A 23143-nucleotide genomic window follows, 5' to 3' on the forward strand; every position below is an offset into this window, starting at 1 on the left:
TATGCCCCAAGACTAACAATCAAAGTTGTAGCGAATATATCACATAACAATTTGATTCAAATTGCGATTTGTAGAATGGTTTTGTCTTTTTCGATAGGGAGTTAATACTGCTTGGCTTTAGTGGAACATATTACCTATGACTGACTCAGCAGCAACACTTTCAAAAATCTTTAAGCTAATGATAATTGAGCATCCAACACCAAGGTAAACTTGCCGCTATTTCCCACTCGGCAATAAGTACCTCGTACTTCGGCCGCCGGCGTCGGCTTTTACTAAAAACCGCTGTTCAACCATTTGAGCAAGATGACGGGTGGCGGTGGCGCGACTCACCTTCGCGACTTTTTGGTACTGGCTACTATTAATCCCTAGTTCAAAATCGCCGTCTAACATCCGATTGAGTACTTTGGCTTGCTCCTGACTCAATAAAGATTGGTCGACACTTTGCCAATACTGAGTTTTCGACAGCGTTCTGCTCACATCTGCCATCGCATTGAGTAAGCAGTCATTGAGGGTTTCAAAAAACCAGACTAACCAAGGAGTAATATCTACATCGCCCCGTTGAGTGGACTCTAAAATGTCATAGTAGGCTTGGCGACGGGCAAGAATACTGACCGACATAGCGTAAAAACGAATCGAGCGTTTCTCCGCTTGCGCCAAAGCTAAATCAGTCAATAAACGCGTGATGCGCCCATTACCATCATCAAGTGGATGAAGAGTCACAAACCAAAGATGTGTTATCGCCGCACGGATAAGCGGATCTAAACCCTGCGCTTGCCGTGAAGCATTAAACCATTCAATAAACTGCGAGAGTTCAGCGTCCAAAGTCGCTCGAGAGGGAGCCTCAAAATGCACCCTTGGTTTATCAATGCGGCCTGAGACAACTTGCATAGGCGTATCGCCACGTAGCGTTCCACCAATAACGGGGTTAAACAATGTATAACCCTGCGGAAATAACTGCTGATGCCAGCCCAATATCCGTTCGAGGGTTAATTCAGTCTCTAAATTTTTTAAAGCATCGAGCATAATGTCAGCTAAACCATCGGTTTGCGCTGTGGTCGGATACGGTTTTTCCTCAGTCACGCCGAGTTTTTTAGCTAAGGATGAGCGCACTGAAGCAGCATTGAGCTTTTCACCTTCGATGGCACTGGAATGGATAATATTAGCGAGTAAAGTGTCGAGTAAGGTGTCGAGTGCAGCGTCTGACGTTAACAGGCTGTCGTCGTGACTTAGCATTTGCTTGCCAAGCAGCTGGCCCTGATTGAAATAGACCTGACGCAGCAAGGCATCAATGCTGCTGGTATTCCAATGAAACTTAGGCCAATCAGCTTGCTGCCAAATCCACATATCTTACCCCACGAGTCAAATAACAAGTCTATTCTACTCACATAGTGAGGCGATTAACAAATATATTCGCCTCACATTATGAGTCGAATAGAGCTAATAATCGCCTCATTAATACCAACATGGCTATCCAATGCAGGGAAATGAGCCTTGTTGGTAATCTGGGATCTCGTTTCTAAGCCTTGTGGTCATCCATTTTATCGTACAGCTGTCATACAATACGGTGGTGCCTTTACTGTTGTTCGTGACTTTTATGTATAGCCACCGACAAAGCCTTCATGCTGAGATATACTGCCGCCGCTGATTTGACACGCCAATGCGAAACGCCGATGTGAAAACTCATTGCTTACACCGCACCGCTTGCACACACATTCTGAGCCCAATCTATGCCTGATAATGCCAACAATTCAACAGCCTCTACTCACGCACAATGTTCTGCTAATGCACAACATATTGGCAATGCAGATTATGCCGCCAATACGCAGCACACTGGTCATTCACAGATTGCTACGCCAGCTGAGATGAATCCTGCAAAGTCGAGTACGCTCAATGGCGAACAGGCAAGAGAGGAAAAGTTGAAGGTTTTTATCATAGGCCTACCGCGTACGGGTACGACGAGTGTGAGTGTGGCGTTATTGGAGCAAGGGCTTAAAGTGGCGCACATGGCCTTTACTAAACAGGCGTTTATGTTGGCCGATGCGATTTCTGATGTGCCCTGTTTTAGTGATTATCGGCAGCTTGATGGTCTATTTCCGCAGGCCAAATTTGTCTACCTCGAGCGTGAGATGGTGAAGTGGGTGCCTTCAATGCAGATGCTGCTAGGTAAAATGCTGCCGCATTTAGAAGCCAAATCGGGGCGATTTCACCCGATTATGAAACGCAGCTTTCGGCACACGTTTGCTATCGATAAAGTGGCGGATCCCGCAGACAAGGCACATCTTGTTGATTGTTATCAAAGGCATAAAAACGAAGTGTTCGCTTACTTTCAAGGCCGCGAAGATTTTATCTCGCTCGATATAAGCCATGCGGGGAGCTTGAGTCGCTTATTGCAATTTTTGGGGTTAACCACGGATTGCCCAACCTTAGGCCAAGTGACAGATAGGGCATTCTCGGACTCTCAAATAAAAAGTGCATCGAACCAGATATCTCAGGAAGGAACGAGTCAGGAAAAGGCAGCCGTCCAACCACTGCCAGTCAACACCAGCGAGCATGGACTGGATTTTCCTAAATTAAACGCTGGCACACACGTCGCGGCTTGGCATGAATATAAGCATCCTAATAAGGTGAACAGTAATAGCGCTGGCCCGCAAAGCCGTAAGTTTTTCGACTATACGCTTTAGCTGTACGCCCTATTGCTTGCGGCGTTTTACCACAGTGAGCCAATCGAGGCTCACGCCCGAAATGGCATTAAAGCCGCGGATACGGAAAATAAGTTGCAGTAGCTGCGGCCTTGGACGCACTTTAGGTTCGACCGAACGCGGAATAAACCAGAGTGTCACTAAGGCTCGCAGTACGGTCGAGACTAAAAACACCACGAAGATAGGGCTAGATAACACGCTATTCCAACCCGACCAGACTAAAAATTCCGCCGCATGGGAGGCAATCGTGCCGCCCAATATCGCGCCAACAAATACACAGGCCGCACTCAAGGCTGCTTGCAAAGCAGCGTAGGTCGCAAAGTCACTGCGAAAGGGGCGGATATCATAAAGGTAATTTGCCGTGCTTAAGGTGAAGCCGCTCCACGCCAAGCCAGAGAAAGCTTGGATAGCTAAGATATACAGATAGTTATCCGAGAATAGCCACATCAGCGGTAAGCTTGGGATCATACAACTGGTAATGATCATCACTAAACGATTGCCGAATTGGTCGCTAAAGCGGCCCCAAAATCGCAGGGTGACAAATTGAGTCGCTATCGAAGCCACGCTGGCGAACACAAATTCGAGATAAGTAAACTTCAAGCCTTCCAACATATAAACGGCAAAAAATGGCGCCGAAATCGCCACCATGCCCTGCATACTGGCGACAAACAAACTGTACTGACGAAAAGTTTTATCCTTCCACGCCTCGCGAAAATGACCTATGGTCTGCAAAAATACGCCGCGCTGTTTGGGCTCGCGCGGATCGGGATCGTGCATCTGCAGCAGTAACCAAGCCGACACAAACCGCCCCATCGCCGCGATAGAAAACAACAAACTAAAGCCCAGCCACGCCATCTGCATCGAGTCGGTTAAGGTGAGTATGCCGCCGCCAATAAAGAACACACTCAAAGATGCGCCCATAGTGAGCCGAGTGCGCGCGGCGAAGAAAGTACCACGGCGCCGTTCGGGAACAACAGAGCCCATCCACGCCCGCCAATGGGGTTGAATTAGATTGATAAAGCCATGGTAACCAACGGCTAAAGCGATAAAGATCCACACCGCATGTTCAGGGCCAAAAGCGGCTAACGCGCCCATCGCCAGCACAACACAGGCCTGAAAGGCGGCGCAAAAAACGATAAAAGTTCGGCGGGAGAAATGGCTGGCAAGCCAGACAGATAAAAGCTGGGAGATAGCGCCAAAAAGCTGAGGTAACCCAGTGACAAAGCCCATCTGCGCTAGGCTAGCACCGAGAAAAATAGCGTAGGCATTGAAGAAGTTATCGCTGGTCGCCGTCATCATAGACGAGGCAACCGCTTCCTGCTGCGAGCGACGCAGGGTACATCTTAACCAAGAGTTACGTTCGCTGCGCCGTGAACAAGTGACTAACGGCTGCGCCACAGGTGAATCCATACCAAGCAAAAATCCATAGAATATTAAGGGATATTGCTCGATTATGTCGGATGAAATGCCATCTGCCTAGGGCTTAAAGCAATCGTATTAAAGCAAAACGCCCAAAGCAAAGCCTTGGGCGTTTTGTTTATCAGGGCATTGGATCGATAAACTGGCGCAATCACCAAGATCCATATCCTGACTTAGAAATGGGCTTTAAGTACCGTTTCTTGGTCGAGCAAGCTTTGGTACAGGGTAAACTGATTGGCGGCGCGGTCCAGATTGTGGCCTTCGCGGTGGATGTGGAAATACACATCACCGTTAAGATAATCCGTTAAAAAACGCACGCCTATCATCAAACAAATCACCCGCGCGCCAAGCCACAGACTGCGTTTTTCGTCTTCCGTTAAGACATCACCCAACTCGCTCAAGTAACCACGGCAAATCGCGGCGAAGATATCTTGGCGCACTTCGACTTTATCCAAGGCCGTTGAGTCTTCTTCCTCTGGTGAGCAGAAAGTGCGAACCATGTCGCCGAAGTCATACATCAGATGACCTTTCATGCAGGTATCTAAATCGATAATCGCCATACTGGACATGTCGCGTTTATCGAAAAGCATGTTATTGATTTTAGTGTCGTTATGACAAATTCGCAGCGGTAGCTTTGGCGATATTTCCGCGAGTTCATCCAGCAATGCCTGCTGAGATAACGCGTAATCGACCCAATGACGGCAAAGATCTAAACGGTGTTGGCTATCGAGTTCGGCGGCCTGTTGCAACAAAGCCATGCGTCCCGGTAAATGGTGAAATTGAGGGATCACATCTTCGAGCTGAGTTGCATCAAAGTCACTCAGGGCTGAAGCAAAGTGACCAAAGGCCTTAGCCGCCATCTCTGCTTCTTGTTCCGACTTAACCACTTCAATACTGAGACTATGGGGCAAGTAACTGATCGCGCGCCAAAATCCTTGTTCGCCTAAATCGATAGCCAATTCACCCTCTTGGGTTAAACAAGGGCTAACGACTTTCAGGCCGTATTGTTGCTGCAACGATTTAGCGCATAAATGATGGCTAATTTTATCGGCATTGCTAACCAAAGCGTTGGGCGTTTTAAATACCTCAGTATTAATTCGCTGCAATACTAATTCGCCCGCTGGCCAGCGCACCAACAGGGTGTCATTGATGTGGCCATTACCGAGGGCAGAAATTTTTGCCTCGGCGGCTTCAATACCAAAATGAGGCAACACTGACTGCCTGATGAGTTTAATCACTCAATAACTCCGTTAATTTTTGTTTTACCCAGACAGTGTCCTGCGGATAAGTCACGCCGAGCCAAGGCTCACAGGCAACATCGACATAGACAGGCAAACCTTGCTCAATGCCCGCTTGTACTATCGCGGGCAAGTAACATTCAGACTTAGGTTGTTGACCCTGTTGCCCAATAAATTCGGTTAATTCACGTTTAATAACATCAAATATGCTTGGGGAGAAGCCCCAGCATGTCATAGATACCAAGGACGCTGGCGGCAAACTCGCATGCCCCTGCGGGCCATCCCCCACCAATTGCCCACCTTGATCGGCGATATTGAGCCATTCGGCAACCGATTTAAGCTGACCATTTTCAACCTGACACAGACCCCGGTTAACACCGCCGTGCTCCGACAATGTGAGTTCTATGGGATAAGCCACCATCATCCACTCTGTCGGTCTCATGCTTAAGCCTTTGGCTAACGAGACAAAAGCGCTATCACCATAAAAATCATCGGCATTGATAACGGCCATTGGCCCTTTAACGAGATGGCGCGCACTCCAAAGAGCATGGGCCGTGCCCCAAGGTTTTAGCCTGTGACTGAGATCAGCCAGCTGCGCCGCTTCGGGTAAATCCGTTAAGGCTTGATAGCAAAAATGATAAACAAAATCGGTGGGTAAAAACCGTGTCAGTATCTCAGTTAACTCAGTTTCTAACTCTGGGCGGATCACCAGCACAGCACGCTGAAAGCCACTGCGAATGGCCGACATGATAGATAACACCAACATGGGTTCGCCAGCGGGACCGAGCGCTGCCAATTGCTTATCGCCGCCGAAACGACTACCTAGCCCTGCAGCCATAATGACTAAGGTCAATTCTGTATTCATGCTGGATTGATATATTCAGTTCAAATTTAAAGATGTTTCCCCAAACCGCAGCGCCCAATACCAAGGCATAGCGCATTTAAAACGCGGTTTGAGAAAAAGAGGAGCAAAAGTGTAATCTACCCCTCTAATTGTGACTAGCATTTAAGCAGAAATTTTATCGACTTAAGTTGCAGGCCTAAGCTGCGACCTAACTTGCAGTCTAAATCAACGCGCTATGTAATCACCAAAAGTGCGATTCTGTTCCAATATCGCTTGGCTGCCCTTAAGGCTGAACTTATAACCACACAGGCTGATACTGCCACGGCGCGCAAGGTCAACTATGATGGCTTGGGTATCAAGTGGGGTGAATCGCGCCTCGGTAGCTGAGTCGGCTTTCAAATCCACAGTCACAGGGCGATAGTCAGTGCCATTGTTAAAGGACAACAGGCTACAGGTTTTATCGCCCTTTGCCGTCGCTAAGGACCACAGGTTTTGCGCTTTACCTTTCTCACCGAGCCAACGCATGATCAAGATGTCATCCTCCAGCGCCACAGAAAAGCCGTCAGGTAACGCGAGCGTCACCCGCTCACCTGCATAGGGCGCAATCGCGTTAACCGTGACCACTTCAGCGCCATCACCCGTCTCAGCATCACCATTTGGCCAAAGACCCCAAACCAAGGCGAACAAGACTACAACACCACAACCAATCCCCGCAGGACGCCAATAACGGCGTTCCAGTTTAGGCAGCTTAATCTTAGGTAGTACGAAGAACCGCTTTAGCGGCGCTAAAAACTCGAACAAACCGCGAAACAGCTCGGTCATCGACCCTGAATCTTTCGCTTCGGCGCGGCGTTGACGTACTTCTTCGGCATGATCTCGATCGTTAAAGCTGCCCGGCTCGTCATCTTCTTCGGCGGCAAAACGCCAACCGGGTTCTGTACTGCGTTCGGCAGGATCTAATTGGGCGGCGTTAAAGTCGACATGTTTTAAATCAACATTGGCGACATCAACGTCGACTAAATCAATATTGGTCTGCTCAATACGGCTAGCATTCGCTGGGCGAAAATCCGCATGACTGTCGGGCACCACAAAATCGGCAGGATTCTGCGTCATCCGAGTAAGGGCATCGAAGCGCAGTTCATCTTGGCGCTGGGCTTCAAGTTCGGCATCCGCTGCGCTTATCGTCGAGGCGACTATAGGTTCAGCGACTGTAGATTCTACGACCGTTGATTCAGCGACTATTGGTTTAGCGGCAATGGGTTCAACATGGGCAGATAAATCCACCACTGGCTCAGAGGCCGTTGCGGCGCTAATGGCCTGCGCATGCGACAGCTCAACATGCGGTTCATGTCGCTCAACTTGAGGCTGCGCTTGAATATGGGCGGTCGATTTAGCTGCCTGTCTTGCGGCAACGTCTGGAGTTTCTATTTCTTTAGCCGCCTTTGGAACGATAGTCGGCTCCACACGGCGCCTAGGCATAGCTTGCGATGTCGGCGCATCCAGCTCAGGGCCGAAATAACCATAGCGATAATCGACTATGGTTGGCGCAGATAAACGCCAGCCCCAAAATGTCAGTCCAGCGGCTAACACTAAACTCAAGCCGATTAAGGCAATATGCACATCGGCCGTTAACAGCCCGATGAAAATAAATAAGGGTAATAGGAATAGGCCAATCAAGCCTTTTGACTTATCGGCATCGGCCAAACGACGCAAACTGGCGAGCCCTAATAAAGGTAAGCCCAACAATGCCAGTAAATACATCAGGAAATTAGCCCCAAAAGCAGCGGCGGCAAGTGCAATACAGACGTAAACGCCAACACTGATTGCGACAAAGCGGGGACGAGAATCACGCCCGTGAAGGCAGAAAAGAGATTTTAACAGCACGACCCTTCCTTTATTGTTGTAAAAACGAGATACAAAAAGACACTCATTGCCTTATTCGCACGAGCGTAACCAATTTACCCGCAATTGTCAGTGCCTACGACCCTAGTCGGATAAAAATGCGCATAATATCGAAGTAAATCTAAAATAGGCTTAAATTGCTGGCCTACAAGCCCTAGTATTTCTATGGTCAAAATCGGTATAATGCTCGGCTTTCTGGGCCCTTCTTGCGTTAACCAATTGGATATTTAGCTCATGACCGCACGCGGAAATTTATTTATTGTGTCGGCGCCAAGTGGCGCAGGTAAATCCTCGCTGATCTCGGCCTTGCTTAAAGACAAGCCCGCTGACATGCAGGTTTCGGTATCACATACCACCCGCGCGCCACGCCCAGGTGAAGTCGATGGTCAACACTATCACTTCGTTAATGTTGAACAATTCAAAGCGTTAATTGCTGAAAATGCCTTTTTTGAATGGGCAGAAGTGTTCGGCAATTACTATGGTACCTCGCGCCATGTGATTGAGCATACGCTCACCCAAGGTATCGATGTTTTCCTCGATATCGACTGGCAAGGTGCCGAGCAAGTTAAAGCTGTGATGCCCGATGCCGTTGGTGTGTTTATTCTGCCACCCTCGAAAGCCGAGCTAGAACACCGCCTCACTGGCCGTGGACAAGACAGTAGCGATGTGATCGCCAGCCGTATGGCACAAGCCGTATCGGAAATGTCCCACTATAAAGAATATGATTTTATTATCGTCAACGACGATTTTGACACTGCGTTAGCTGATTTGCGTGCCATCATTCGCAGTCAGCGCTTAACCTGTGCTAGTCAGATCCACGCGCAAAATGATATGCTTAACGATCTGTTGGCAGGCCAACTGTCATAGTGTACAATTTTGCGTCATTTTTTCCCTAGATAAACTGGAGTTTCAACACATGGCTCGCGTAACTGTAGAAGACGCCGTAGAACAAATCGGCAACCGTTTTGATATGATCTTGGTTGCGGCGCGTCGTGCTCGCCAAATCGCCGTGCAGGGTAAAGACCCTATGGTTGAAGAGATGAACGACAAACCAACGGTTATCGCCCTGCGTGAAATCGAACTAGGTTTAGTTAACGCTCACACCTTAGATGCCGATGAGCGTCAAACGGTACGTGAACGTGAAGCCGCTGAAATTGCAGCAGTTTCAGCCATTGCTGAAGGCCGTTCATTATAAGAGTTGTTGAGTAAACACCTGTTTAGGTAAAAGGAGAGCTGCCACTTGTATCTGTTTGAAGGTCTAAAGGAGTCTGCTTCCGGTTACTTAGAACCCGAACAGGTAGAATTGCTCAAGCAGGCGTACCAGATTGCGCGCGATGCCCACGAAGGGCAAATGCGCACGAGTGGCGAACCTTATATTACTCATCCGGTTGCGGTTGCCCGCATCCTTGCTGACATGCGTCTTGATCATGAGACGCTGATGGCAGCACTGCTCCACGACACTATCGAAGATACTCATGTCACCAAAGACGATTTAGCCGAACTATTCGGTGTCGCGGTGGCCGAGCTCGTCGAAGGCGTGTCAAAACTCGATAAGCTTAAATTTCGCGACAAGAAAGAAGCTCAGGCTGAAAACTTCCGTAAAATGATGATGGCGATGACGCAGGATATCCGCGTTATCCTCATCAAGCTTGCCGATAGAACCCACAATATGCGTACCTTAGGCGCCCTGCGTCCCGACAAACGTCGCCGTATCGCCCGCGAAACCTTAGAAATCTACGCGCCCATCGCTAACCGTCTCGGTATCCATAACATCAAGACAGAGTTAGAAGACTTAGGTTTCCAAGCGTATTACCCCATGCGATATCGGGTGCTTAAAGAAGTCGTTAAAGCCGCCCGTGGCAATCGCAAAGAATTGATCCAAGGCATTGAAGCCGCTGTTTATACGCGCTTAAACGATGCTGGTATTCCTGGGAAAGTTAAAGGCCGCGAGAAAAACCTCTACTCCATCTATAACAAGATGCAGAGTAAAGAGCTGCAATTCCAAGAAGTGATGGATATTTACGCCTTTAGGGTGATAGTCGATTCCATCGACACTTGTTATCGCGTACTTGGCGCCATGCATGGACTGTACAAGCCTCGTCCCGGTCGTTTCAAAGATTATATCGCTATCCCTAAAGCCAACGGTTATCAGTCACTCCATACCTCTTTATTTGGTCCACACGGCGTGCCCGTTGAGATCCAAATTCGTACCGAAGATATGGATCAGATGGCCGACAAAGGGGTCGCCGCACACTGGGCCTACAAAGGCGGTGCGCAAACAGGCCAAGGCACGACGACTCAAGTGCGTGCCCGTAAGTGGATGCAAAGCTTGTTGGAGCTACAACAAAGCGCTAGCACCTCATTCGAATTCGTTGAAAACGTGAAGACTGAACTCTTCCCTGAAGAGATTTATGTGTTCACCCCTGAAGGTCGCATTCTGGAATTACCCGTCAATGCCACCGCGGTAGACTTTGCCTACGAAGTGCATACGGACGTGGGTAATACTTGCGTCGGAGCCCGTGTTAACCGCCAAGCGTATCCGCTTAGCCAACCGTTAATTTCAGGCCAAACCGTTGAAATCATTACCGCTAAAGGCGCCCGTCCTAATGCCGCTTGGCTGAACTTTGTGGTAACAGGTAAGGCCCGCGCTAAAATTCGCCAAGTGCTGAAAAGCCTTAAAGGTGATGATGCGATTGCACTCGGTCGCCGCCTGCTCAACCATGCGCTAGGCAAAACTAAACTCGACAGCATTGCGCCTGAGCAGATTGAAAAAGTGATCCGCGATACTAAACATACCACGCTCGATTCGCTGCTCGCCGATATCGGTCTTGGCAATGCCATGAGTATTGTTATCGCCCAGCGTTTGATTGGCGATAATCTTGAGAATCAAGAGAGCCGCGACGGCCACATGATGCCAATTCGTGGCGCCGAAGGCATGCTCGTTACCTTCGCTAACTGTTGCCGCCCCATCCCTGGTGATGCCGTGATTGCCCACGTGAGCCAAGGTAAGGGCTTAGTGGTGCACATGGAAAACTGCGCCAACATTCGTGGTTATCAAGGCGAGCCTGACAAGTATATTCCTGTGCAATGGGATAATGTCGAAGGCGTTGATTACCAAGCCAACCTGCGGGTCGAAATCGTTAACCACCAAGGCGCACTGGCGAAGATCACTTCGATCATTGCCGCCGAAGGCTCGAACATTCACAACCTCAGTACAGAGGAACGAGATGGCCGCGTGTATTTGATCAACCTGCGGATTTCGGTGAAAGACAGGATCCATTTAGCCAACGTGATGCGCCGAATTAGGGTACTGCCCGAAGTGCTGCGTACGTCCCGTAATCGTTAATTAACTCAACATTAGAGAGAGCGTCATGGCAGAAAAAATCATTATAGCGACCGAAAACGCCCCTGCGGCCATCGGCACTTATTCACAGGCCGTCAAAGTCGGCAGCACAGTGTATTTATCCGGCCAAATTCCGCTTGTGCCAAGCACAATGCAAATTGTCAGCGATGATTTTGAAGCGCAAGTGGTGCAAGTATTTGAAAACCTAACAGCCGTTTGTACTGCTGCTGGCGGTTCAATCAACGATATCGTTAAGCTCAACATCTTCCTGATTGATTTAAGCCACTTTGCAAAAGTGAATGAAATCATGAGCCGTTACTTCAGCCAGCCCTACCCTGCCCGTGCAGCTATCGGCGTGAAGCAATTGCCGAAGGATTCTCAAGTTGAAATGGATGGCGTGATGGAGCTGTAAGCTCTGGTATTCCACTTCAACCAACAAAGAGGCGCTGCGGCGCCTTTTTTGTTGCCGCCCCCCTCCTCGTTTCCGCTTGCCATTCTCTTCATCTTATTTTCATACTCAGCTTGTAGGCTTTGTGCTCCATTCTCATATTTTACAATCCTGTAAACTATTTGCGCGGGCTCACAAAACTCGCCATACTGGGTGCAGCCAAAATAACAATAAAGAACAGGGAATTGCCAATGGATACAGCGATTAAGACGCCAATTGAAATGCTGGCGCACTGGGCTAAGACTCAGGGGGATCAAGTCTATTTACGCCAACCTATCAAGGGTCAATTCCTTGATTTTACTTGGGCCGAAGTTCAAGAAAAAGTGCAGCAACTGGCCGGTGCCTTACAGCATCTAGGCCTAGAGCGCGGTGATAAGATTGCCGTACTCTCTAAAAACTGCGCCGAATGGTTTATCACCGACCTCGCGTTAATGCACGGCGGCTATGTTAGCGTGCCGATTTACCCAACGGCCAACACAGATACCATTCGCTATGTGCTGCAACACAGCGGTGCAAAAGCCATTTTCCTCGGCAAGCTCGACCATTGGGCCGACCAAGAAGCCGGTGTCGGCGGCGAGCTGCTACGTCTTGCTATGCCCTACGATACAATGCCAGCCCAATATCAATGGGAACAATTACTTAAACTAGGTTATCCCCTAGTTGATGCCCCGCTACCGACGCCTGAACAAGTGATGACACTTATCTATACCTCTGGCTCAACGGGTCAACCTAAGGGCGCGATTCAAACCTTCGCTAGCTATGGCTGGACCTGCCAAGCGGTAGTGCGTGATTTACGCACCGACGGCAATGACAGACTGTTATCCTATTTGCCTTTAGCGCACATCACAGAGCGCGTCGCGATTGAAGGTTCATCCTTCTATTCCGGCAGCGTGGTCGCCTTCGTCGAGAGTCTCGACTCCTTCGTCGCCGACGTGCAAAGGGCAAAACCGACGGTATTCTTCTCAGTGCCGCGTTTGTGGAGCCTGTTCCAAAAAAACATCATAGACAAAATTGGTGTTAGTAAACTGAATCTATTGCTGAAGATCCCGTTAATCAGCAGCTTAGTGAAGCACAAAATCCATAAAGGCTTAGGTTTGAACCATTGTCGTTTACTCGGCTCTGGCTCTGCGCCGATCCCGCCGTCGCTGATCCACTGGTATCACAGCATTGGTCTGAATATCTGTGAAGCTTGGGGTATGACAGAAAACTGCGCCTACTCGATTATCAACTACCCCTTCGATGCCCGTAAAATTGGCACTGTGGGTCGCCCGGTTGAGGATTGTCAGATCCGCCAAGGTGAAGATGGTGAGCTACTGCTTAAGAGTCCAGGGTTGATGACGGCTTATTATCTACAGCCCGAAGCCACTGCAGCAGCCTTCGACGCCGATGGTTTCTTCCACACTGGCGATTTGTGCTCTATTGATGCCGATGGTTGCGTGACCATTACTGGCCGAGTGAAGGACAACTTCAAAACCGCCAAGGGAAAATATGTCGCGCCCGTGCCTATCGAACGTAAATTGGCGCAGGACCCGCATGTTGAACTGATCTGCGTGATTGGCTCTGGCCTGCCGCATCCGATCGCATTAGTGCAATTATCCGAAGGCGCTAGTTTGCAGGCCCGCGAAGAAGTCCGCGCTTCACTCAAGGCGACACTCAATAGCGTGAATCCGCACTTAGAGTCACATGAACATGTGGATGCGATTATCGTGGTTAGCGATCCTTGGACGATTGAAAACGATGTGCTAACGCCGACGCTGAAGATCAAACGCCATGTGCTTGAAAAAGCGTTTAGCGAACGCGTTGATGGTATTCGTGGCGCTCAAGTTCGCTGGGAAGATGAGTTAACGCAGAAATAACTCGGCAAAACATAGAGATAGCCAATGTGGTTATCGGCTCAAATCTAGCACGCCTCGGCGTGCTTTTTTATGACATATTCTGTCAAATTTCGATAAAACCACGTATCATATGCGTCTGTCGGCTAAGGGATGATTCCCTTGTACTTTCCCATTCAATATAGGTTTAACAAAGTCCCGTGATGCTAATTACACTCTCGATTATTGGCGGTTTTATTATTTTAACCTTAGGCGCCGAAGCCCTAGTCCGTGGCGCGAGTTCTATCGCCCTACGCTTAGGTATTACGCCACTTATCATAGGCTTAACTATTGTTGCCTTTGGTACTAGCGCACCCGAACTGGCTGTGAGTGTCAAATCTGCCCTCGCAGGAAACAGTGGTATCGCCTTAGGTAACGTTATCGGCTCCAACATTGCCAACATAGGTTTGATCTTAGCGATCACGGCTTTAATCCGCCCTATCCAAGTGCAATCTCAAGTAGTGAAGCGCGATATCCCTTTGATGATCTTGGCGTCTATGCTGTTCTGGGGACTCTTGTTAGACGGTGAACTCAGCCTAATTGACGGTGTGGTTTTGCTTTCTCTACTGGTTGGATATTTAACCTTTAGCTATATCAGCTCGAAAAACAGCAATAATGAGGAAGAAATTGAAGCGGGTCCCAATAACCCACTGCTTTCTGGCCTGTTCATCCTAATCGGCATTAGCATGTTAGTTGGCGGCGGTATTCTGTTTGTAAACGGCGCAGTCGATTTAGCAAAAACCTTCGGCGTGAGTGAAGTCATTATCGGCTTAACGATCGTGGCGATTGGCACCAGTATGCCAGAGTTAGTGACCTCAGTAATTGCGGCACTAAAAGGTCAAAGCGATATCGCTATCGGTAACGTTGTTGGCTCTAACCTGTTCAATATTTTGGGTATTTTAGGCGTTACCGCCATAGTGCATCCTGTATCGTCACTCGGTTTCCAACCCTTCGACTTTATGGTGATGTTAGCCTTAGCCATAGTGATTCTGCCTTTTGCATGGACGGGATTACGTATCGGCCGCCGCGAAGGTTCTGTGCTGCTACTGACCTATTTAGGTTATATGGGTTACCTGATTAACCAAGCGAGCGCTCAAGCTTTGGTATAACACCCAGCGGTAATATCCACTTGAAACACCGGAGCCTCTCCGGTGTTTTGCTATCTGGGTTTCGCACTTTTAAAAAAAGACAAGTTTAACACCCTTCAACTAATGACATTTGTCATGCGAAAGCCATGACCTTTGTGTCTGCATTTCTCCTGTCGAATTTCTGATAATGAGTCCGTACCCAAGCACTGGGAAACTCACTCAATAAGGAAATACCATGAAAACATTATTAATCGTCTCAAGCTTAGCGCTTATCAGCAGCCACGCGTTTGCAGCGTCGCCCTCTAATGCCAATATCACCAGCATAGATACGGCCTCAAACTCGATGAACCTAGCGCAGTTGCAACAACTGAGTGCCAGCACCCAAGATTACGATAAAGCCTATGCGAACTATCGCTTAGCCATCAGCGCCAATGTCATGGGACAAAAAGCCCTCGCCAGTAGTGCTCTGACCAATGCGCAAACGGCTCTGGAAGCCTTAGAAACCAGCCAAGCTGACGCCGAATCCCTAGCGCTGTTATCGTCGGTTTATGGCATGCAAATCGCTTTAGACAATAGCAAAGGCGCAACGCTCGGGATGAAATCAGCCAATGCCATTGCCAACGCCGAACAATTAGCACCTCACAATCCGCGGGTCGCATTGGTGAAAGCCATCGCCGCCTATAACACCCCAGCTATGTTTGGCGGCAGCATGCAAAATGCTAAGACGCTCGCCACTACCGCCATAGAAAGATTCGCCCAACCTTGCGACGACATTTGTTGGGGCGAAGCCGAAGCTTATACCTGGCGCGGACTCGCTAAACAGGAATTAGGCGATACCCAAGGCGCGATTGAAGATTGGCATCAAGCCATCAAAGTGCAAGCAGATTACGGTTGGGCAAAATTTTTGCTTCAACAAAATCAGCAATTAAGTGCAAACTAGATCCCATTGTTAACAGGGACTGATGGCGCTGACCCCAGCGCCAATCCCTAAACAGAATAAATCAACACAGATGCCACCTTCGGGCATTCAATGATTAACGATTAACAATCAACACAGTTTCATAGAGGCATTATGATAAGCACGCATCTTCAGCTCGAACGAAAACTCGCTTGGGTGTATTTGATAAACTTAGTGTTTTATCTTATTCCGCTTGCCATCAATGCGTATCCAGCATGGAAAATCGCACTTAGCTTTGCCGTGCTCATTCCTTTTATTGCCAGTTATTTTTGGGCCTATAAGTGCAATCAGAATAGCGCCTATCGCCCCATTCTGATGATGGTGGCCATCGCCACAGCAATCACCCCAATCAACCCGGGATCTATCTCGTTATTCACCTTTGCCGCTTTTTTCATTGGCTTTTTTTATCCTCTCAGAACCTGTCTGTTGGCTATTGCCACCTTAATCGGCCTGTTGTTTGCCCTCAATGAGATTTACGACTTTAACAGTTACTACTTTCCGCTTTATGGCTCAGGATTAGTGCTCGGTGTAGGCATGTTTGGCGTAGCCGAACGCAGGCGTCATCAACATAAATTAAAAGAACAGCAAAGTGCCCAAGAAATTACCACCTTGGCCACTATGCTTGAGCGTGAGCGTATCGCGCGCGATCTACACGACATTATGGGCCACAGCTTATCTTCGATTGCGCTTAAGGCGGAACTGGCCGAAAAACTGCTGGAAAAACAGGAATACCAACTGGCCACTACCCAGCTTAATGAACTCGGTCAAATCGCCCGCGAGAGCCTCAGCCAAATTCGCCATACTGTATCGGATTACAAACATAAAGGACTCGCGGATAGCGTGACACAACTGTGTAAACTATTGAGGGAAAAAGGGATCAGTGTCGAGCTAACAGGCAGTATCCCCAAATTACCTGCCAGAATGGAGAGTCAGCTAGGGTTAATTGTCACTGAACTGGTGAATAATATTTTACGCCATAGCGGCGCAAGTCAATGTATTATCGACTTTATTCAACAGCCAGATCGACTAATCCTTGAAGTCAAAGATAATGGCACAAGTAAACCTATCGCCGAAGGCAATGGCCTCACTGGCATACGCGAACGTCTCGACATTTTAGGTGGCAGCTTGAGCTATAATCTCGAACAAGGATATGCATTTACCGTCAGTTTACCTTTGCAGGGAGCAACAGATTAATGAAGATTTTATTGGCGGAAGATCAAGCCATGGTGCGTGGCGCACTCGCAGCACTCCTCACGCTTGCGGGAGGCTTTAATATCACCCAAGCGAGTGACGGCGACGAAGCCCTTAACCTACTCAAGCAGCAAAGTTTTGATCTCTTGCTAACAGATATCGAAATGCCCGGGCGCACAGGCCTTGAGCTGGCAACTTGGGTAAAGGAGCAACATAGCCAAACTAAAGTTGTGGTCATTACTACCTTCGGCCGCGCGGGCTATATCAAACGCGCCATCGAAGCCGGTGTCGGCGGGTTTCTACTAAAAGATGCGCCCTCAGAAACCTTAGTCAACGCGATTCAACAAGTTATGGCGGGTAAACGGGTAATCGATCCTGAACTGGCCATGATGGCAATTGGTGACGTCGACCCACTCAACGATAAAGAGCGCCGTGCCCTACGCCTCGCCAGTGAAGGCAAATCCACCGCCGACATCGCCGAAACTCTTTTTATCGCCGAAGGCACAGTGCGTAACTACCTCTCCGAAGCCATAGCTAAACTCAATGCTAGCAACCGAATCGATGCAGCACGCATCGCCAAACAAAAGGGCTGGCTGTAATCACGCTCACGGTTAACTACTCTTTCGTTCATATCGACAATTTTTGCGGCCTTAGCCGAAACCTAAGGGCCGCAAACTGACGTTAACTAGGCTGGCAAATAAGTCCCTCATTCTGCTTGAGATTGCCTTACGCTTATTCTCTGTTAATATATGTATAAATTCACAGTGATTGAGTGCTAACGACTTGCAGCAATTGGATCTTGTTCCGATCACCGACCTCAAAGGCGTCGCCAAAAAGGTCGCGGAGAAACTCGCAAAGCTCGGCATCACAACAGTACAAGATCTGCTGTTTCACTTACCCCTGCGCTACGAAGACAGAACCCAAATCTATCCGATTGCCGCCCTTATGCCCGGCAGTTACGGCACCATAGAAGCTGAAATCCAATCGACGCAAATCATCCAAGGCCGCAAGCGTATGCTGGTCTGCAATGTGCGGGACGATACGGGTAGCTTGAGCCTGCGCTTCTTTAACTTTTCCGTCGCCCAGCGTAATGCCATGCAAAATGGTTTAATGATCCGAGCCTACGGTGAAGTGCGCCGTGGTGGTCACCAAGCCGAGATAGTGCATCCAGAATACAAAGTCGTCTATCCCGGTGAAGATGTTCACCTGAGCGATACCCTAACGCCGATTTATCCCACAACTGAGGGCTTAAAACAGGCGAGTTGGCTCAAGCTGACCGAGCAAGCTTTGGTATTACTGGAAGATGGCGGCTTAACTGAGCTGCTGCCACCGCAGTTGCAACCAAACAACATCAGCCTTAAACAAGCGCTGCAGACGCTGCATCGACCTCCTGCGGGGATCTCTCAGTTCGATTTAGAGTTAGGCCAACACCCAGCACAGCAGCGACTCGTGCAGGAAGAATTACTCGCCCATAATCTCAGCATGCTACGCCTAAGGCAGCGCAGTAATTTAGACGCTGCTGTCACCATGCATGCCACGGGGCAATTGCTCAATCCCTTCCTTGCCGCTTTACCTTTTAAGCCCACGGGCGCCCAGCAAAGAGTGGTGGCCGATATAGGCAAAGATTTAGAAAAGCCGCACCCTATGATGCGCTTAGTGCAAGGGGATGTGGGCTCAGGTAAAACCTTAGTCGCGGCGATGGCTGCGCTGCAAGCGATTGAAAACGGTTATCAAGTTGCCATGATGGCGCCAACAGAGCTATTGGCCGAACAGCATGCAACTAACTTTGCCGCTTGGTTTGAACCACTCGGGCTTAAAGTCGGTTGGCTAGCGGGTAAACTTAAAGGCAAGGCAAGAGCGCAATCCCTTGCGGATATTGAATCCGGCGCAGCCCAAATGGTGATTGGCACCCATGCCATCTTTCAGCAGCATGTGGTCTTTAATAAACTCGCGTTAATTATCATAGATGAGCAGCACAGATTCGGCGTACACCAACGCTTAGGTCTGCGGGAAAAGGGCGTGAGCCAAGGTTTCCATCCGCATCAATTGATCATGACGGCAACGCCGATCCCGCGCACGCTAGCGATGACAGCCTATGCGGATCTCGACACTTCTATTATCGATGAATTGCCGCCGGGACGAACTCCAGTAACCACAGTGGCGATTGCCGATTCACGCCGCAACGAAGTGCTTGAACGGGTGCGTAACGCCGTCATCACAGATAAACGTCAGGCCTATTGGGTGTGTACTCTAATTGAAGAATCCGAAGTGCTCGAATGCCAAGCCGCCGAAGACACGGCCGAAGAACTGCGCCTCGCCCTACCCGAGCTCAATATCGGCCTCGTGCATGGCAGGTTGAAGAGCGCTGAGAAACAACAAATCATGGCCGATTTTAAGGCGGGCATCATTCATCTTCTGGTGGCGACAACAGTGATTGAAGTCGGCGTAGACGTGCCTAATGCCAGCCTGATGATCATTGAAAACCCTGAACGTTTAGGCTTAGCGCAATTACACCAACTACGCGGACGAGTCGGCCGAGGCGCCATCGCAAGTCATTGTGTGTTACTCTACAAGGCGCCATTGAGCCATACCGCCACTCAAAGACTGAGTGTACTCAGACAAAGTAATGACGGTTTCATCATAGCGCAGAAAGATTTAGAAATTCGTGGCCCGGGTGAAGTGCTTGGCACTAAGCAAACGGGACTGGCCGAGCTGAAAATTGCCGACTTAGTGCGCGATCAAGCCTTGATCCCGCATATTCAAAAACTGGCAAATCATGTGATGGCGCAGACCCCCGAAAAAGTCGATGCGATTATCTTACGTTGGCTCGGGCACAAGCAGCACTATGTGCAGGCTTAGGCAGTAAAGGGTAAAGGCCGAGGAGTGACATCTGCCTCGATACTCAAAATAAATTGTTTATGTTCAGCTAAGCGCTATAGACAAGCGCATGGAAACTTGCAAAATGAACCAGCGGTATTCCAATAGTCCGCTCTTGCACTTTAATGTTAGCTGCATGTATTCACCAAGTTACCTTGACACTCAAGCGAAGGATGTAAAATGCAAGTTAATCAATATGATAGAATAACACCTCAAGAGACTTCTTCTAGCAGTAATCGCTTTGCGCTTTTTGCGATAGTGCTCGTCGTGCTACTTTCTGCCGGAGGATATTATTACTACAGCGGTGACTCAGATTCACCTAAACTCATCCCTAACGCGCCAATTGTATTGCCTGAAACACCGCCATCTGAGCCAATGACGCTCGAAAGTGCGCAAGAACCAGAAACCACTGAGACGACGCCTGCCGTTACAGAAACAAACACCAACAGCACAGAAGCCCCTGCGGTAACTGAGCCTGAAGTGGTTGCTGAACCAGTACCTGCACTGGCTGAAAGTGATGCATTCGTACAACAAAAAGCCCTCGCCATTATCGATAACAATGTGCTGGGTTCTGCATTAGTGCAGCAAGATCTCGCGCGCCAATTTGTGGTGTTTGTCGATAACTTAGCTCAGGGCGAATTAACCCGAAAAGTGAGTCCACTCAAAGGCCCAGAGAAGCATTTCTCGGTTTCTGAAATCACCAACAAAGTGTATTTAAATCCTGAGGGTTTCCACAGATACGATGCCTATGTTGACTCGATTGCCAAAATGGACGAACAGACGTTAATGGTCACCTATAAGCAAATGACGCCTATGCTAGAGGAAGCCTTTACCGAACTCGGCTACAGCAACGCTAAATTCAACGACAGAATGCTGCAAGCGATTAAAATACTGCTCGCGGCGCCTATCATTGAAGATCCGATTGAGCTGAGCTCTATTAGCGTTAACTATCAATTTGTTGACCCTAACTTAGAGGCACTACCCAGCGCGCAAAAACTGCTGATCCGTATGGGGCCAGAAAATACCCGCAAGCTAAAAGTAGCCCTACGCAAACTCGAGAACCAACTGGCGCAGTAAAACCTTGCCGTGGTGAAGACAAAAGGCGCTCGGTGCGCCTTTTTCATTTTGACCGTAAATCGCTAGGATAAAAAAGCCTGTCGAATGAGAATGCCATTGCGATATTTGTTACACAAATTCGATCTAACTGCCGAAAATCGCAGCACTTGATCCCATTGCATTAACCCATACAATGCAAATGGCTTCATAAAAACGCGGGGCATAGTGTAGAATGACCCCGCTGTAGAGGTCATTCCAGCGTCATTCATCAAACGCGTTTACACCTCACTATGGTATGACAATCCATCAATGTTCTAACTTAGTTAGGGATAACTAAGACAGCTTAAATTTAGTGTCGAGGCAAAGTAGTGCAACTAACATTCAGCATTCTCTCTTGGGGCGCTTGGTCTCCCCAATATCAGCACCCGCAAAGTTGGCAAACTTGGTGCAAGAATTCGGCTGAATTAAATCTCGGTACGTCACAGTCTGATAGTACAGCTCCCGCACTCAAACACCTTCCTGCCATGCAGCGCCGCCGTTTTAGTCGCTTAACTAAGATGATGTTAGAGGTGAGTTTTCAGTGCGATATGCCGGCGAACTGCCGCTCAATTTTTGCCTCGCGCCATGGTGAGTTGCAACGCACCATAGGACTGCTCGAAGACATTATCGCCAAACAGCCCTTATCGCCCTTAGGTTTTAGTCAGTCGGTACACAATACCGCTAGTGGCATTTTTGGCATAGTGGCAGCCAATACCGCGCCATCGACCTCAGTTGCAGCAGGTACCGAAACCCTATCACAAGCTATGGTTGAAGCCTTCGCCCAATTACACCAATCGCCAGAACCCTTGCTGTTAGTGTTCGGTGATGATCCTGTGCCACCTGTGTACGATGAGTTTACCCAAGAATTTGAATTGCCTTTGGCCCTCGGCTTACAGCTCGCGCCCTTCGATGCGCCCGCTTCAGTCAAGCTCACTGTCAGCCGCATCTGTGAGTCGACAGCATTAAACCCTTTGACCTATGGCGCTTTTATCCACGCCCTAGCGACAACGCAAAATATTTCAGGCTGCTTATCCCAATGGCATTGGAAGCTAGAGCATGTTTGATACAACCCACAGCCATGACGCTACCAATAGCCATGAAGATTCAATGCACAATGCCGCTTATACCCCGCCGGAAACTCGCCGCGCAGGGCTGAATTATGTGCCACGTTGGCTCGGTGGCGTGAGTTGTTATATCGCCTTTGGCTTAGGCGGCTTATTAAGCTCCTTGACCATTTTGCCTTTGCTGCGTTTTTGGCCAGGCACACCCGAGGCGCGGATTATTCGAGTCCAAAAGGCCGTGCATCTGATGTTCAAAGGCTTTGTCGCCATGCTCACTTGGGCGGGCGTGATCCACGTTAGCACCCACAGAGCACAACAATTACACGACGCAAAAGGCGTTATCGTTATCGCCAATCATCCCAGCTTAGTGGATGTCGTCGTGTTGATAAGCCTCATGCCCAATGCGGGCTGCATAGTCAAACAAGGTTTATGGCGTAATCCGTTTTTGCGTGGTGTCGTGTCCTGCGCGGGTTATATTCCCAATCGCGGCGCCGAACTTATGCTAGAGGATTGCCGCGAAGTGCTCGCGAGGGGCACCAATTTAATTATCTTCCCCGAGGGCACACGCACGGTTGTCGGCGCGACCATTAACGACTTTGCCCGCGGCGCCGCCAACATTGCCTTAAGGGCCGAAGCAGATATTTTACCTGTGATGCTGCGTACCAATGTCCGTGGTTTGACAAAGGAGCAACCTTGGTATGAGATCCCAAGGCAAACCATGGGGATGGCCGTTGAAATCGGCGCAACAGTTTCTTACCAAAAGTACCAAGCGGCTTTAGGTGAGCATGCAAAAATGGCCCGGCAGCTGACGCGGGATCTTGAACACTACTATAAACAACAACTCGAAAATAATTATGAACTTAAACAATGAAATAAAGCAGTTAATCATCGACTGTCTCGATCTTGAAGACGTCAGTATTGATGATATTGAAACCGATGCGCCGCTCTTTGGCGAAGGTCTAGGCTTAGATTCTATCGACGCCCTCGAACTCGGCTTAGCCATCAAGAAAAAATTTGATGTTAAAATCGAAGCGAACTCGGATGCCACTAAGGCCCATTTCCACAGTGTTGCCAGCTTAGCTAGCTTTATCGAATCCCAGCGTCCATAG

20 protein-coding genes are annotated in these 23143 nt (G+C 49.0%); 15 read left to right on the forward strand and 5 right to left on the reverse strand.

The annotated features are described in order from the left end of the window. Window positions 1-216: 216 nt before the first annotated feature. A complete protein-coding gene (locus tag Q4Q52_RS10775) occupies window positions 217-1344 on the reverse strand; it encodes a Fic family protein (RefSeq protein ID WP_311990603.1) in 1128 nt (375 codons plus the stop codon). Between the two features lie 383 nt (window positions 1345-1727). On the opposite strand from Q4Q52_RS10775, the gene Q4Q52_RS10780 reads away from it, so the two are divergent. Beyond that, entirely contained in the window at window positions 1728-2681 is a 954-nt protein-coding gene (locus tag Q4Q52_RS10780; protein WP_311990604.1) for a sulfotransferase, read from the forward strand. Between the two features lie 9 nt (window positions 2682-2690). On the opposite strand, the gene Q4Q52_RS10785 is transcribed toward Q4Q52_RS10780, so the two are convergent. From Q4Q52_RS10785 to Q4Q52_RS10800, 4 genes are all read right to left on the reverse strand, one after another. After that, complete coding sequence (locus Q4Q52_RS10785) at window positions 2691-4109, reverse strand: MFS transporter (protein ID WP_012196567.1); 1419 nt, start codon at window positions 4107-4109, stop codon at window positions 2691-2693. A gap of 182 nt (window positions 4110-4291) precedes the next feature. Further along, window positions 4292-5356, reverse strand: coding sequence for a phosphotransferase enzyme family protein (locus Q4Q52_RS10790; RefSeq protein ID WP_259506334.1), 1065 nt, complete (start codon window positions 5354-5356; stop codon window positions 4292-4294). Further along, window positions 5349-6221 (reverse strand): NTP transferase domain-containing protein, encoded by an 873-nt coding sequence (locus Q4Q52_RS10795; RefSeq protein WP_311990605.1) that lies wholly within the window; start codon window positions 6219-6221, stop codon window positions 5349-5351. Before Q4Q52_RS10795 ends, Q4Q52_RS10790 begins: the two co-directional genes overlap by 8 nt. A gap of 204 nt (window positions 6222-6425) precedes the next feature. Then, window positions 6426-8084, reverse strand: a complete 1659-nt coding sequence (locus tag Q4Q52_RS10800; RefSeq protein WP_311990606.1) for a hypothetical protein — start codon at window positions 8082-8084, stop codon at window positions 6426-6428. 252 nt (window positions 8085-8336) lie between these two features. On the opposite strand from Q4Q52_RS10800, the gene gmk reads away from it, so the two are divergent. The 14 genes from gmk (at window position 8337) to Q4Q52_RS10870 (ending at window position 23143) form a co-directional block, all read left to right on the forward strand. Next, window positions 8337-8969, forward strand: a complete 633-nt coding sequence (gmk, locus tag Q4Q52_RS10805; protein ID WP_311900801.1) for a guanylate kinase — start codon at window positions 8337-8339, stop codon at window positions 8967-8969. A gap of 49 nt (window positions 8970-9018) precedes the next feature. After that, the gene (gene rpoZ / locus Q4Q52_RS10810; RefSeq protein WP_006079841.1) at window positions 9019-9297 is read left to right on the forward strand and encodes a DNA-directed RNA polymerase subunit omega; all 279 of its coding nucleotides are present in this window, start codon (window positions 9019-9021) and stop codon (window positions 9295-9297) included. A gap of 45 nt (window positions 9298-9342) precedes the next feature. Further along, a complete protein-coding gene (gene spoT, locus Q4Q52_RS10815) occupies window positions 9343-11448 on the forward strand; it encodes a bifunctional GTP diphosphokinase/guanosine-3',5'-bis pyrophosphate 3'-pyrophosphohydrolase (protein ID WP_105251161.1) in 2106 nt (701 codons plus the stop codon). Window positions 11449-11473: 25 nt separating this feature from the next. Next, window positions 11474-11857: a RidA family protein gene (locus tag Q4Q52_RS10820; RefSeq protein WP_006079838.1), complete on the forward strand. Its 384-nt coding sequence runs from the start codon at window positions 11474-11476 to the stop codon at window positions 11855-11857. A gap of 227 nt (window positions 11858-12084) precedes the next feature. After that, the gene (locus Q4Q52_RS10825; RefSeq protein WP_311990607.1) at window positions 12085-13749 is read left to right on the forward strand and encodes an AMP-binding protein; all 1665 of its coding nucleotides are present in this window, start codon (window positions 12085-12087) and stop codon (window positions 13747-13749) included. Window positions 13750-13928: 179 nt separating this feature from the next. Then, a complete protein-coding gene (locus Q4Q52_RS10830) occupies window positions 13929-14873 on the forward strand; it encodes a calcium/sodium antiporter (RefSeq protein WP_311990608.1) in 945 nt (314 codons plus the stop codon). Between the two features lie 214 nt (window positions 14874-15087). Next, window positions 15088-15792, forward strand: coding sequence for a hypothetical protein (locus tag Q4Q52_RS10835; protein WP_311990609.1), 705 nt, complete (start codon window positions 15088-15090; stop codon window positions 15790-15792). A 132-nt stretch (window positions 15793-15924) separates the two neighbouring features. Then, on the forward strand, window positions 15925-17004 hold the full coding sequence (locus Q4Q52_RS10840; RefSeq protein ID WP_311990610.1) for a sensor histidine kinase: 1080 nt from the start codon (window positions 15925-15927) through the stop codon (window positions 17002-17004). After that, complete coding sequence (locus Q4Q52_RS10845) at window positions 17004-17600, forward strand: response regulator transcription factor (RefSeq protein ID WP_311906443.1); 597 nt, start codon at window positions 17004-17006, stop codon at window positions 17598-17600. Before Q4Q52_RS10840 ends, Q4Q52_RS10845 begins: the two co-directional genes overlap by 1 nt. Window positions 17601-17784: 184 nt before the next feature. Further along, complete coding sequence (gene recG, locus Q4Q52_RS10850; RefSeq protein ID WP_311906444.1) at window positions 17785-19860, forward strand: ATP-dependent DNA helicase RecG; 2076 nt, start codon at window positions 17785-17787, stop codon at window positions 19858-19860. A 198-nt stretch (window positions 19861-20058) separates the two neighbouring features. Then, a complete protein-coding gene (locus Q4Q52_RS10855) occupies window positions 20059-20955 on the forward strand; it encodes a DUF3014 domain-containing protein (RefSeq protein ID WP_311990611.1) in 897 nt (298 codons plus the stop codon). A 347-nt stretch (window positions 20956-21302) separates the two neighbouring features. Continuing rightward, complete coding sequence (locus tag Q4Q52_RS10860) at window positions 21303-22037, forward strand: beta-ketoacyl synthase chain length factor (protein ID WP_106648361.1); 735 nt, start codon at window positions 21303-21305, stop codon at window positions 22035-22037. Further along, the gene (locus Q4Q52_RS10865) at window positions 22030-22905 is read left to right on the forward strand and encodes a lysophospholipid acyltransferase family protein (protein WP_311990612.1); all 876 of its coding nucleotides are present in this window, start codon (window positions 22030-22032) and stop codon (window positions 22903-22905) included. Before Q4Q52_RS10860 ends, Q4Q52_RS10865 begins: the two co-directional genes overlap by 8 nt. After that, window positions 22889-23143 (forward strand): phosphopantetheine-binding protein, encoded by a 255-nt coding sequence (locus tag Q4Q52_RS10870; RefSeq protein ID WP_006079824.1) that lies wholly within the window; start codon window positions 22889-22891, stop codon window positions 23141-23143. The genes Q4Q52_RS10865 and Q4Q52_RS10870 overlap by 17 nt, the downstream gene beginning before the upstream one ends.

Origin of the sequence: Shewanella sp. SP1S2-4 (assembly GCF_031932075.1) — a bacterium.
GTDB classification, from domain to species: Bacteria; Pseudomonadota; Gammaproteobacteria; order Enterobacterales; family Shewanellaceae; genus Shewanella; species Shewanella baltica.

What these genes read in the sequence shown, in the direction of transcription:
- Q4Q52_RS10775 (WP_311990603.1), bottom strand. Translation starts at nt 1,344, where the DNA reads ATGTGGATTTGGCAGCAAGCTGATTGGCCTAAGTTTCATTGGAATACC.
- Q4Q52_RS10780 (WP_311990604.1), top strand. Translation starts at nt 1,728, where the DNA reads ATGCCTGATAATGCCAACAATTCAACAGCCTCTACTCACGCACAATGT.
- Q4Q52_RS10785 (WP_012196567.1), bottom strand. Translation starts at nt 4,109, where the DNA reads ATGGATTCACCTGTGGCGCAGCCGTTAGTCACTTGTTCACGGCGCAGC.
- Q4Q52_RS10795 (WP_311990605.1), bottom strand. Translation starts at nt 6,221, where the DNA reads ATGAATACAGAATTGACCTTAGTCATTATGGCTGCAGGGCTAGGTAGT.
- gmk (WP_311900801.1), top strand. Translation starts at nt 8,337, where the DNA reads ATGACCGCACGCGGAAATTTATTTATTGTGTCGGCGCCAAGTGGCGCA.
- rpoZ (WP_006079841.1), top strand. Translation starts at nt 9,019, where the DNA reads ATGGCTCGCGTAACTGTAGAAGACGCCGTAGAACAAATCGGCAACCGT.
- Q4Q52_RS10820 (WP_006079838.1), top strand. Translation starts at nt 11,474, where the DNA reads ATGGCAGAAAAAATCATTATAGCGACCGAAAACGCCCCTGCGGCCATC.
- Q4Q52_RS10825 (WP_311990607.1), top strand. Translation starts at nt 12,085, where the DNA reads ATGGATACAGCGATTAAGACGCCAATTGAAATGCTGGCGCACTGGGCT.
- Q4Q52_RS10830 (WP_311990608.1), top strand. Translation starts at nt 13,929, where the DNA reads ATGCTAATTACACTCTCGATTATTGGCGGTTTTATTATTTTAACCTTA.
- Q4Q52_RS10835 (WP_311990609.1), top strand. Translation starts at nt 15,088, where the DNA reads ATGAAAACATTATTAATCGTCTCAAGCTTAGCGCTTATCAGCAGCCAC.
- Q4Q52_RS10840 (WP_311990610.1), top strand. Translation starts at nt 15,925, where the DNA reads ATGATAAGCACGCATCTTCAGCTCGAACGAAAACTCGCTTGGGTGTAT.
- Q4Q52_RS10845 (WP_311906443.1), top strand. Translation starts at nt 17,004, where the DNA reads ATGAAGATTTTATTGGCGGAAGATCAAGCCATGGTGCGTGGCGCACTC.
- Q4Q52_RS10855 (WP_311990611.1), top strand. Translation starts at nt 20,059, where the DNA reads ATGCAAGTTAATCAATATGATAGAATAACACCTCAAGAGACTTCTTCT.
- Q4Q52_RS10865 (WP_311990612.1), top strand. Translation starts at nt 22,030, where the DNA reads ATGTTTGATACAACCCACAGCCATGACGCTACCAATAGCCATGAAGAT.
- Q4Q52_RS10870 (WP_006079824.1), top strand. Translation starts at nt 22,889, where the DNA reads ATGAACTTAAACAATGAAATAAAGCAGTTAATCATCGACTGTCTCGAT.